5 protein-coding genes, 2 tRNA genes, 2 rRNA genes and 3 pseudogenes (1 of these 12 only partly in view) are annotated in these 11,726 nt (G+C 59.9%); 4 read left to right on the top strand and 8 right to left on the bottom strand.

Features of this window, described 5'->3' with window-relative positions:
* Window positions 1–687: pseudogene (locus ACWICE_RS19645) on the top strand (IS5 family transposase); the annotation flags it as partial.
* 1,076 nt (window positions 688–1,763) lie between these two features.
* Here ACWICE_RS19645 and ACWICE_RS19640 read toward each other — a convergent pair.
* Window positions 1,764–1,964 carry a hypothetical protein gene (locus tag ACWICE_RS19640; RefSeq protein ID WP_454299064.1) on the bottom strand — a complete coding sequence of 67 codons (201 nt, stop codon included), beginning with the start codon at window positions 1,962–1,964 and terminating at the stop codon, window positions 1,764–1,766.
* 56 nt (window positions 1,965–2,020) lie between these two features.
* Here ACWICE_RS19640 and ACWICE_RS19635 point away from each other — a divergent pair, with 56 nt between their 5' ends.
* On the top strand, window positions 2,021–3,034 hold the full coding sequence (locus ACWICE_RS19635; RefSeq protein ID WP_272848955.1) for an IS110 family RNA-guided transposase: 1,014 nt from the start codon (window positions 2,021–2,023) through the stop codon (window positions 3,032–3,034).
* Between the two features lie 314 nt (window positions 3,035–3,348).
* On the opposite strand, the pseudogene ACWICE_RS19630 reads toward ACWICE_RS19635, so the two are convergent.
* Window positions 3,349–3,975 (bottom strand): annotated as a pseudogene (locus tag ACWICE_RS19630) (IS3 family transposase); the annotation flags it as partial.
* Between the two features lie 42 nt (window positions 3,976–4,017).
* On the opposite strand from ACWICE_RS19630, the pseudogene ACWICE_RS19625 reads away from it, so the two are divergent.
* Window positions 4,018–5,000 (top strand): annotated as a pseudogene (locus ACWICE_RS19625) (IS5 family transposase); the annotation flags it as partial.
* A gap of 396 nt (window positions 5,001–5,396) precedes the next feature.
* Window positions 5,397–5,472, top strand: a tRNA-Ala gene (locus tag ACWICE_RS19620).
* 482 nt (window positions 5,473–5,954) lie between these two features.
* Here ACWICE_RS19620 and tnpC read toward each other — a convergent pair.
* From tnpC to ACWICE_RS19590, 6 genes are all read right to left on the bottom strand, one after another.
* A complete protein-coding gene (gene tnpC / locus ACWICE_RS19615; protein WP_454299063.1) occupies window positions 5,955–7,520 on the bottom strand; it encodes an IS66 family transposase in 1,566 nt (521 codons plus the stop codon).
* 68 nt (window positions 7,521–7,588) lie between these two features.
* The gene (gene tnpB, locus ACWICE_RS19610; RefSeq protein WP_119752217.1) at window positions 7,589–7,942 is read right to left on the bottom strand and encodes an IS66 family insertion sequence element accessory protein TnpB; all 354 of its coding nucleotides are present in this window, start codon (window positions 7,940–7,942) and stop codon (window positions 7,589–7,591) included.
* Window positions 7,942–8,346 carry an IS66-like element accessory protein TnpA gene (tnpA, locus tag ACWICE_RS19605; protein WP_454299062.1) on the bottom strand — a complete coding sequence of 135 codons (405 nt, stop codon included), beginning with the start codon at window positions 8,344–8,346 and terminating at the stop codon, window positions 7,942–7,944. Before tnpA ends, tnpB begins: the two co-directional genes overlap by 1 nt.
* 229 nt (window positions 8,347–8,575) lie before the next feature.
* A tRNA-Met gene (locus ACWICE_RS19600) sits at window positions 8,576–8,652 on the bottom strand.
* A 65-nt stretch (window positions 8,653–8,717) separates the two neighbouring features.
* Window positions 8,718–8,832 (bottom strand): 5S ribosomal RNA (gene rrf, locus ACWICE_RS19595).
* A 92-nt stretch (window positions 8,833–8,924) separates the two neighbouring features.
* Window positions 8,925–11,726, bottom strand: a 23S ribosomal RNA gene (locus tag ACWICE_RS19590) (it continues 48 nt past the right edge of the window).

The raw sequence follows: 11,726 nt of genomic DNA, 5'->3' as shown, positions 1-11,726 counted from the left end.
CCGGACACTCGCGGGACTGCGGGAAGACATCCTGGACGCGCTGAACCACGCAGGAATTGCACCCGACAAACTTCAGATGGTCGGCAGCACCGTGAGCCGCGCGCATCATCATGCGGCGGGCGCAGTTTGAGGCGAAGAAACGTCCAGTGGACGTTTCGATCCGATAACGGGGACTCCGAAAGAGGCTCTTGGCCGTTCGAGAGCGTCCGTTGAAAACGATCCACTGGATTGTTTCCCGGACCACCTTCCACTTCTCGACCAGGATCCATCTCCGCGTCAACGGCGCTGGCCTCCCGATGAGGACCGAGATCACGCCCGGGCAGGATTCAGACTACACGGGCTATGATCTGGTGATGGCCGAAACCTCCGCAGCCCGCCGTGTTGGTCGCCGACAGGGGCTATGACTCTGATAAAATTCGAGAAGACATCGAGAACCGCAACGCGCTGCCGTTCGTCGGAAAAACAGGCCCCCGGGCTGTTGCCTGACCCGCCTCACTCCCGATGCGCAAGGTGCGCAAGGTTGTGGACATGACCATCTATACGCTGCGCAACATGGTCGAGCGCTGCTTCAACAAGCTCAAGAACAGTCGCCGCCTGGCAACCCGCTACGACAAAACCGCAGACAGCTTCCTCGGCTTCATAAAAATCGCCTGCATCAGGCTATGGATCCGCAATTTATCAACATAATCTAAACCATTAATTTTAATGATTTTATTCGCCTATCCCAGCGTCCTGGTCAGTGCCCAGAAAAAGAACATTGGCACAACCCTGGACAGTTTCAGTCATGGAATCCCAAAGAGTCCCGAAGAATGATTCTGATTCGCCCTACCCGTTCCGCCATGCCGACATAAGCCCGTGCCTAGCCCCCTCATGCCACGCCACCAGACACCGCAGCGCACCCCCGGCAGCACCTCACGCGAGATGAACGGCACGGCATTGCCGCCGTGCCAGACTGTCAGCCCCTCCCGCGTGATCGAGTAGGTCGCGGGACGGGTGACCGGCGCATCACCGCGCGATGGCATTGTGCAAGGCGCCCGTCAGCATGTCCTGCGCATCCTTCAGCTAGGCCTTGGCCAAGCTTTGCGGCACCGCCGCGCTCGGCTTGAGCCCCTGATCGCATCCGGCACGCAGCTGCGCGCATAGCCGAGGACCAGTTCCAGCGCCGCCCGACCGGTCATCTCGCGGGCAACGGCCAGTTGCGCCCCGGTCATCAAGGCCTAATGCGGGGTCTCACGATGGCGGGCGTCGATGTCGATGCCCCCAAAAAAACCGTACGAGGCGGGGCAACTGGAACAGTACAGATCAAGGATTGTTCAACTTTGCACCAGCAGGGTTTGCGTGATCGCGCAAGCTCACTACGTTGGGTTTAAGCAATCCACCCAAACTCTTGTCCGGGGTCATGAACGGAACCGTCCGAACAATAATTACGCTGGCGTGCGTTGCACTCCTGATCGCTGTCTCGTGGTCGGCTATGGATGACCTCAAGGAGTCCCACGACCGGAAGCACCGGGCGAACATCGTATTCGATGAGCGGAACGACTGAACTCTGCCCAGCAGCACGGCCCAGCTTTTCGGGCCGAAGATACCATCACGGGTCACGTCATAGCCCGGGCTAGCAAGCCGCGCTGCGCGGTCATGACGTGCTGACCGAGTGAGCTGCGCCGGATCGTTGGCGGGATTTCGGGGGTTGCCCGCCACATCTTCGTCGTCGCCGCCATTCACAACTAGGCCGAACGACCCGTTAAAGCCAATATAGACTGCGGCTACAGGTCCGTGGTCATTTCAGCCGGGGGTATCGCTGGCCCTGAACCCAGCGATGAAGGGTTGATACTTTGGGGAAGAGTGCCGGGGATCATGATGGATATGACCAAGTATCTATTCCCCAAGATCAGGTCGCCATCAAGGGCCTCTCTTCCTTCGAATTTCAGCACCCCTGAACTGATGCGGTGGATGCCCCCACCCATCGGCATCTCTTATGCCATGATGGTTGCATCGAAACCGAACGGAGGGCACATCAATGATGACAACGATCAGCATGTTGGCGATCGACTTGGCGAAGGGCAGTTTCCAGGTCTGCGCGATCGGGCTGGACGGGGCGGTTCTATATAACCGTGTGCTGTCGCGGACCCGTCTGACGAATCTCCTTGCCGAACAGTCGGCCTGCGTGGTGGCGATGGAGGCCTGCGCCACGTCGCATTACTGGGGCCGGGTGGCGCAGTCCCACGGTCACGAGGTGCGTCTGGTGCCAGCGGTGTATGTGAAACCGTTCGTGAAACGACAGAAAAACGACAAGGCGGATGCCGAAGCCATCGCCGAGGCCGCGTCGCGCCCGACCATGCGGTTCGTGGCCGTGAAGAGTGCCGAGACGCAGGGCCGCGCAGTGGCGTTTCGGACGCATCAATGTCTGGTGCGGCAGCGCACGCAGCTCATCAACGCCCTCCGCGGACATCTGGCCGAGTTCGGGCTGGTGGCGCCGAAGGGGCCCGCGAGCCTGAAGGTTCTGGAGAATGCACTGGCAGATCCGGCCAGCGATGTGCCAGGCCATGTTCGGGAGATGGGCGCGATCTACGTCGAGCAGATCGCGAGGTTGACAGAGGTGATCGGACGACTGGCGGAAGAACTCGAGGCCGCATCAAGGACAGATACGCAACTTCGTCGGCTGTGCACCATCCCCGGGATCGGCCCGGTCACCGCCGGAGCTGTTGCGGCATTCGCACCGGATCTTGCCACGTTCGACAGTGGGCGCAATTTTGCCGCTTGGCTCGGCCTGGTGCCGAAACAGAGGTCGACGGGTGGAAAAACCAGACTGGGTTCGGTCAGCAAAATGGGGCAGACCGATATCCGCCGCCTGCTGATCGTCGGTGCCATGAGTGTGATCCGCTGGGTTGTCCGCAAGGGGGGCAGCGCGAACCGTTGGCTGGCCGCGCTGGTGATGCGCAAGCCGAAGATGGTCGCGGCCGTTGCGCTGGCGAACAAGATGGCCCGGATGATCTGGGCGCTGACGACAAAAGAACAGGATTACAGAATGGCGTGACCCGAGCCCGGAAAGGGGCGACGGCACGGCATGGCCGAAAGGCCGGGGTGAGCGATCGACGAGGAGTAGGCGACACGGACTTCGAAGTTCAAGGCAGGAAGATTCAGTCCCGGGGCTCGAGCGCATGCAGCTCTCTGAACCGATGTGAACCCAGCCTTCCGAACAGCATACCGGCCCGTGGCGTCGTGGAAGGCCACGCTGAGAGGCCTGACACACGTCCGATCGAAGACCCCGCCGACAAACCGAAGATTTAGCTTGCCAAACCGGGGGTATCCACACACGCTCCGGGTTTGCCGGAGGCTTATTTCGGTTAGTTACGCGGCCATGTCTTCAGTTTCCAGAGCGGCGTAGAAGTTGGCCTCGGCTTCCGCCGGCGGGATGTTCCCGATCGGCTCGAGCAGGCGGCGGTTGTTGAACCAGTCCACCCATTCGAGGGTCGCATACTCGACGGCCTCGAAGCTGCGCCAAGGTCCGCGTCGGTGGATGACCTCGGCCTTGAACAGACCGTTGATCGTTTCCGCCCACGCGTTGTCGTAGCTGTCGCCGACGCTGCCCACGGATGATTCGATGCCGGCCTCACCCAACCGCTCGGTGTAGCGAATAGACAGGTATTGCGACCCGCGGTCGGAATGATGGACGAGACCCGCGCCCTTGACCGGGCGGCGATCGTGGACGGCCTGTTCCAAGGCGTAGAGCACGAAGCCTGCATGCGCTGTTTGGCTTGCCCGCCAGCCGACGATCCGGCGAGCATAAGCGTCGATGACGAAGGCTACATAGACGAACCCTCGCCAAGTAGCGACGTAGGTGAAATCGCTGACCCAGAGCATGTTCGGCGCTGGAACTCTGAACTGCCGGTTCACCTTGCCCAGCGGGCACGGGGTCTTCTTGTCGGGGATGGTCGTCTTGTGCGGCTTACCTCGGATGATGCCTTGAATACCCATCGGCGAGTGAGGCGTGAGCCGCCACCGGTTCAAGGCCACGCCGAACGCGTGGAGTGGCTGCTGACCAGGACGATCGAGGCAGCTCGGGCCTCTGGCGCGGTCACCGACAAGAGCCTGAAGCGGATCGCAGTCGATACGACCGTGATGGAAAAGAACATCGCCTATCCGACGGATGCCCGGCTCTACGAGCGGGCCCGCGCCCTGCTGGTTGGTCTGGCGAAGAGGGCCGGGATCGAGTTGCGCCAGAGCTATGCCCGTCTTGCGCCGCGACTGGCGATCCAGGTCGGTCGCTACGCCCATGCCCGCCAGTTCAAGCGCATGCGCAAGGCGCTGCGCCAGCTCAGGGGCTATGTCGGCCGGGTGCGCCGCGATCTGCGCCGGCACCTGCAGGACATCCCGCAAGGCCCCCTGCGCGAGAGGGTTGTGGACGCCCTCTGGCTGGTCGGGCGCCTGCTGGAACAGGGGCCGAAGAGCAAAGACAAGCTCTTTTCCCTGCATGAGCCCGAGGTTGACTGCATCTCCAAGGGCAAGGCGCGGATGCGCTACGAGTTTGGCACCAGGGTCAGCCTCGCGACCACCCTCGACGGCGGCCTCATAGTCGGCGCCCGCAGCTTTCCCGGCAACCCTTATGATGGCCACACCCCGGCACCGGCGCTGGAGCAGGTCGCGCTCCTGACCGACACGAGGCCCAATCTCGCCGTCGTCGACCGCGCCATGGCGTGGGCACCACCAAGACCCTGATCAGCGGCATGCGGCGCGGCATCACGCCGTTACTGGCCAAGCTCCTGAAACGACGCAGCGCCATCGAACCCGAAATCGGTCACATGAAGAGCGACGGACGTCTTGCCAGATGCCCGCTGAAGGGCCGCATCGGCGACGCGGTCTTCGCCGTGCTCTGTGCCTGTGGCCACAACATCCGCAAGATCCTGGCCCATATCAGGGCTCTTTGGGCCCTGTTACTCCACCTGATTGCGACAATCATCTGGCGCGAAAGGCCCCTTCACAGGCAAGCATTGCCCGCCTGACACGGTTGTTCAGAGCCGACTGATAGCCCGTTGATCGTCTCCGCCAACGCTGCCAGCGAGAACCGTGCTGGCCCTGGTTGCCGAGATCCATCCGCACGGCGCGCTCGCGCACTTCAGGTGAAAACATGTTCGTGGTCTTGCTCATGATGCGCCATCCCACTCAAGAGTTCGAGCCTCCTCCAAAACCGGAGCGGTTCAAACATCCATCGGGCTCCAGTCGCGGCTGGATGAAAATTCAGAGGCAGGTCAAACGACCAAAGGTCGATCATGCACTAACTATCAATCTGGCCTCCTCAAATAGGGCTGATCAAACAGCATTTTTCACTTGTAGTCCTCAAGTGAGGCTCATATATGGTGCCGCATGCGAGGCAAACAACATCCCTCGCAACCTCAGGTGGGGCCATAGCTCAGTTGGTAGAGCGCTTGAATGGCATTCAAGAGGTCAGGGGTTCAATTCCCCTTGGCTCCACCAATAAAATCAAAGACTTAGACATAGACTGAAACCCTCTAACCTCGCGCCGGGGCACAATGGGGGCACATTCCCGTTGCGCTAGGTTGCCTTCCCTCGCCGCGCATTTTCCAGCCGTTTCGCCTCGCGATATGCCGGATCAGTCCTGTAGCGTTCCCGACGCTGTTCGCGGATTCGCGGCCTGTTCTGCTTGAGCCATGCCAGCTTCCCCTCGCGATACGCTTCATCGGCAAGATATTTCTGCGACATGTGGTCATGCCACTCATCAGTCCCGCGTCTGGCGTGATGGCAGGTAATGCACGTCCCGCCCTTCACCCATCGTTCTGATACATGACCCCATTTGCAGGGCTTGCCTGTAAAGTATCGCGGCAAGGAAAGGCTGCGGGCTGTCTCTTGGTCGATCTCATCCCCCCAATAGAACACCTCGGGGGGATCGCACTTAACCATAGGGAAACGCCGACAGCCGTAAGCGCGACGTTGCGGCCCTATGCTGCGAGGCTTGACGGCTGGTTGAAGCGCCATGGCATGAGGTCTTCGATACCGCTTTGTGGGTGACCGTCGAGGATGGCGCGCAGTGTGGCGGCGAGATAGTCGACCGGGTTCACGTCGGACATCTTGCAGGTAGCGACCAGCGAGGCGAGCATAGCCCAGTTTTCGGCGCCGACTTCATTCCCGGCGAAGAGTGCATTTTTTCTTGTCAGGGCAATCGGCCTGATCTGGTTCTCGACCGGGTTGGTGTCGAGTTCCAGCATGCCGTGCTCGAGGAAGCGGATCAGTCCGGGCCAGTGCGCGAGGGAGTAGCGGATGTCTTCGGCAAGCTGGGATTTCTGCGGTATGCGCGAGAGTTGGGCTTCCAGCCAGGGTTTCAGCGCCGCGATGATCGGGGCCGAATGCTCACGCCGGGCAGCAAGGCGCATAGCGGCCTCCTTACTCCGCACGGACTTCTCGATCTGATAAAGCAGCGCGATCTGGCGCAGCATTTCCTCGGCAATGGGTGAACCATCGCTCTCGAAGCGCTTTACGAAGCGGCGGCGGACATGGGTCCAGCAATAGACCAGTTGCCACGGGCCATTGTCGCGCGCGATCTCGGTCATCGCGTTGTAGGACTGGTAGGCGTCGCATTGCAGGAAGCGGCCGTGGTATCCGGCGAGGAAGTTCAGCGGATGCGCCTTACCCCGGCCAGGGGCATAGTGGAAGAGCACGATGGGTGGGCCAGCCCCGCCATGGCCGCGATCATCGGATACGACGGCCCAGAAGAATCCGCTCTTGGTGCGTTTCAGGCCCGGTTCCAGCACCGGCGCGCGGGTTTCATCCACGAAGATGCGGTCTGCGCCACGCAGATGGGCACGCATATGGTTGATGACGGGCATCAGGTGGAAACAGGCGCGCCCGACCCAGTTGCCGAGTGTGCCGCGGTCCAGATCGATCCCTTGCCGCTTGAAGATCTCGGCCTGCCGATAAAACGGCAGGTGGTCACCGAACTTCGAGACGATAATCCAGGCGATGAAGAGTTCCGTGGGCAGCCCGCCGGGCACGACATGCTCGGGGGCATGGGCCTGCGCGACAGCTTGCGAGCAACGGCGGCAGGCGTATTTCGGGCGCCGCGTGACCAGCACCCGGAACTGGGCGGGGATCACGTCGAGACGTTCGGACACGTCTTCCCCGATCCTGGCCATCTCGCCGCATCCACAGGGGCAGAGCGTGCTGGCAGGCTCGATCACGCGCTCGACCCGGGGCAGATGCGACGGCAGATGGCCACGGTTGCGCTTGGGCTTGCGCGGTGTTTCTCCGCGCGCCCGTTGCATCGCCGCTTCGGCCTTTTCTTGTGCTGCCTCGAGCACACCTTGAGCAAATTCGGCATCTTCCAGGGGCAGGTTGAACTGGTCGGGCGAGAGCTTTTCGGAGCGCTTGCCGAATTTCTCGCGCTGCGCCGCGTGCAGGATATCCTGCAGCCGCCGATTGGCCTCTTGCGTCTCGGCCAGCGTCGCCTCCACCTCGGCGAGGCGGGCCTTCAGCAGGGCGTTTTCGCGCGCAAGATCAGCTGTTTCCATGGCGGGAAGTGAATCACAGGATGCCCTTGCAGGCCAGCAAAAACAGGCGTTTCGACGCAGCCTGCCAGTCACCCCGCCGCCAGCGGGCGCCGCGCCCGTTCGGGTCGGACCAGCCGCCAATCCACGCCCTCAAACAGCGCTGCAAACTGCGCTCCGGACATGCGCATGACCCCGTCGCGCACCTGTGGCCAGACGAACTTGCCGCCCTCGAGCCGCTTGTGAACCAGCACCATCCCGGTCTGATCCCAGATCAAGAGCTTGATCCGATCCGCCCGCTTCGCTCGGAACACAAAGGCGGCTCCGCAGAACGGATCCATCCCGAACATCTCCTGCACCGCCAGTGCCAGACCGTCGATCCCCTTGCGAAAGTCGACAGGCCGGGTCGCCACGAAGACCTTCACCGGGCCGCCCTGGCCGAACATCACGACGCCGCTGCCCGTGCCGCGCGGATTGCCCGGGTCAGTTGGCCCTCGTCGACACCAGGACCCGCGCGGATGACGATGTCGCCCACCACGATTTCGAGATCAGACCCGGGGACGGCCGCCGAAGCCTCAGTCGCGCTGTCATCAACCACCAGTTCCGCGAAGAACGGCAAGGCCGCCACGCTTTCGGGCACCACCAAATTACCTTTGCGTATCTGCTTGCGCCAATCGTAAATCTGCCAGCGGGTCGTGCCGTGCTTGCGCGCAGTATCTGCGACCGTCACCCCGGGCATCATGCTCTCCGCCGCGATCCGCGCCCGCTCTGCCTTCGTCCGCCGCCGACGACCGCTTGGCCCCCCGATCACCTCAAGCCGCGAGACCCCGACGCCTATAGAGCCGTCCAATTGGACGCCCATTTTGCCGTCTCTCTCCAAATCCAAAACCTCCGCTGCACATGTCCAGCGGAGAATGAAGGCATCAACTCAAAAATGGCAGGAGGGGATCGGCGTCGCGCTTACGGACTGCTGCGCCTGGCCACCGGATGGCCCGCGCATGCGGCAGTGAAGGGCAGACATGCGAACGCGGCCTCGGGCGGAAACCACGAGGCCGTTGATAATATTGAAGAAATAGTGTTGGTTGCGGGGGTAGGATTTGAACCTACGACCTTCAGGTTATGAGCCTGACGAGCTACCGGGCTGCTCTACCCCGCGCCGATTGCATCGCTTTTTTTGCGGTGCTTTTTCATATCGTTTCAGAGATTATCGCTTCTTACCAGGTCTGGCGGTGACCTACTCTCCCACGTCTTGAGACGCAGTACCATCGGCGCAGCGGCACTTAACGGCCGAGTTCGGGATGGGATCGGGTGTTTTGCTCGCGCTAGGGCCACCAGACCAGGAAAGAAGCGATCAGCGTTGACCCTGCCTTTTTTGGCGGGGTTTTGTTGTCCAAGGATGCTTTGGAAGAAGTCTTGCTTCTTCCGGATCAAATCAAGCCTATCGAGCCATTAGTACCGGTCAACTGAATGCATTGCTGCACTTACATCTCCGGCCTATCGACGTGGTGGTCTTCCACGGCTCTCAAGGGAGACCTTGTTTTGAGGGGGGCTTCACGCTTAGATGCCTTCAGCGTTTATCCTGTCCGTTCATAGCTACCCTGCACTGCCGTTGGCACGACAACAGGTCCACCAGTGGAACGTTCACCCCGGTCCTCTCGTACTAGGGGCAACTCCTCTCAAGTCTCCAACACCCACGGCAGATAGGGACCGAACTGTCTCACGACGTTCTAAACCCAGCTCACGTACCTCTTTAAACGGCGAACAGCCGTACCCTTGGGACCTGCTCCAGCCCCAGGATGAGATGAGCCGACATCGAGGTGCCAAACGATGCCGTCGATATGGACTCTTGGGCATCATCAGCCTGTTATCCCCAGCGTACCTTTTATCCGTTGAGCGATGGCCCTTCCACTCGGGACCACCGGATCACTATGGCCGTCTTTCGACTCTGCTCGACTTGTCAGTCTTGCAGTCAGGCTGGCTTCTGCCATTGCACTCAACGAGCGATTTCCGACCGCTCTGAGCCAACCTTCGCGCGCCTCCGTTACTCTTTGGGAGGCGACCGCCCCAGTCAAACTACCCGCCACGCAGGGTCCCGGATCCGGATAACGGACCGCGGTTAGACATCAAGAGTGCGAAGGGCGGTATCTCAAGGATGGCTCCACCGGAACTGGCGTCCCGATTTCAAAGCCTACCGCCTATCCTGCACATCGCAATCCTGATGCCAGTGCGAAGCTGTAGTAAAGGTGCATGGGGTCTTTCCGTCTAACCGCGGGAAGTGTGCATCTTCACACACAATTCAATTTCGCTGAGTCCACATTTGAGACAGCGGGGAAGTCGTTACGCCATTCGTGCAGGTCGGAACTTACCCGACAAGGAATTTCGCTACCTTAGGACCGTTATAGTTACGGCCGCCGTTTACCGGGGCTTCAATTCAATGCTTGCACATCTCCTTTTAACCTTCCGGCACCGGGCAGGCGTCAGACCCTATACGTCGTCTTGCGACTTCGCAGAGCCCTGTGTTTTTAGTAAACAGTCGCCACCCCCTGGTTTGTGCCCCCCGCCGACAGTTGCCTGCCAACGGGGCCTCCTTCTCGCGAACTTACGGAGGTATTTTGCCGAGTTCCTTAAATGTGGTTCTCTCAAGCGCCTTGGTATTCTCTACCAGTCCACCTGTGTCGGTTTAGGGTACGGTCTCATGGAGGGCTATTTCCAGGAACCGCCTGGCTGCCAGACCAATCCGATAAGGCCTGACAACTTCCGCGATCCGTCACCATCTCCTGGCCCAGGAATATTAACCTGGTTCCCATCGACTACGCCTTTCGGCCTCGCCTTAGGGGCCGGCTTACCCTGCTCAGATTAGCTTTAAGCAGGAACCCTTGGACTTTCGGCGACAGGGTCTCTCACCCTGTTTGTCGCTACTCATGTCAACATTCTCACTTCTGATCACTCCACCGGTTGCCTCACGGCCCGGCTTCACAGTCAGAACATTGCCTCCGTCACGTCCGGGGACGCAAAAGAGGCAGCGTTCTATATCACAGAACGCTCCGCTACCGCGCACCATAAGGTGCACCCAAAGCTTCGGCTCGTGGCTTGAGCCCCGTTACATCTTCGCCGCAAGACCTCTTGATTAGACCAGTGAGCTGTTACGCTATCTTTAAAGGATGGCTGCTTCTAAGCCAACCTCCTGGTTGTTTTGGAAGTCTCACATGCTTTCCCACTTAGCCACGAATTGGGGGCCTTAGCTGTTGGTCAGGGTTGTTTCCCTCTCCACGACGGACGTTAGCACCCGCCGTGTGTCTGCCAGATAGTTCTTCCCGGTATTCGGAGTTTGCTTAGACTCAGTAAGGCTGTGGGCCCCCATCATCCATGCAGTGCTCTACCCCCGGGAGAATTCGTCTGACGCGCTACCTAAATAGCTTTCGCGGAGAACCAGCTATCTCCGAGTTTGATTGGCCTTTCACCCCTAGGCACAAGTCATCCCGATCCTTTTCAACGGATGTGGGTTCGGCCCTCCAGTTAGTGTTACCTAACCTTCAGCCTGCTCATGCCTAGATCACTCGGTTTCGGGTCTGATCCGTCTGACTATGTCGCCCATTTAAGACTCGCTTTCGCTGCGCCTACACCTAACGGCTTAAGCTTGCCAGACAGACCAAGTCGTTGACCCATTATACAAAAGGTACGCCGTCAGGGCTCCGCCGTTCCGAAGAACATGGGCCCCTCCGACTGCTTGTAGGCGTCCGGTTTCAGAAACTGTTTCACTCCCCTCGTCGGGGTGCTTTTCACCTTTCCCTCACGGTACTGGTTCGCTATCGGTCAGTAAGGAGTACTTAGCCTTCGAGGGTGGTCCCCCGATCTTCAGACAGGATTTCACGTGTCCCGCCCTACTTAATACGTCCGATCAAACTTCCCATACGGGGCTGTCACCCACTATGGCTGATCTTTCCAGATCATTCTGGTCATTCTCACGGCTCGGCTGGTCCCCGTTCGCTCGCCGCTACTGGGGGAGTATCTGTTGATTTCCTTTCCTCCGGGTACTTAGATGTTTCAGTTCCCCGGGTTCGCTTCTTAAACCCTATGTATTCAGGTAAAAGATACCTGGTTAACCCGATTATTGATTGCCAGAAGCAAACAATAACCAAGTGTCAGGTGGGTTTCCCCATTCGGAAATCCATGGATCAAAGCTTATTCTCAGCTCCCCATGGCTTATCGCAGAGTATCACGTCCTTCATC

This window comes from Sphingobacterium sp. NPDC055346, from assembly GCF_053645235.1.
Note: the sequence above shows the minus strand (reverse complement) of the source record. Positions and strands in the feature narration are given on the sequence as shown.

Bases quoted from the DNA above. Each gene is read 5' to 3' on its own strand.
- ACWICE_RS19640 (WP_454299064.1), bottom strand. From the start codon at position 1,964: ATGGGTGGGGGCATCCACCGCATCAGTTCAGGGGTGCTGAAATTCGAA.
- ACWICE_RS19635 (WP_272848955.1), top strand. From the start codon at position 2,021: ATGACAACGATCAGCATGTTGGCGATCGACTTGGCGAAGGGCAGTTTC.
- tnpC (WP_454299063.1), bottom strand. From the start codon at position 7,520: ATGGAAACAGCTGATCTTGCGCGCGAAAACGCCCTGCTGAAGGCCCGC.
- tnpB (WP_119752217.1), bottom strand. From the start codon at position 7,942: ATGTTCGGCCAGGGCGGCCCGGTGAAGGTCTTCGTGGCGACCCGGCCT.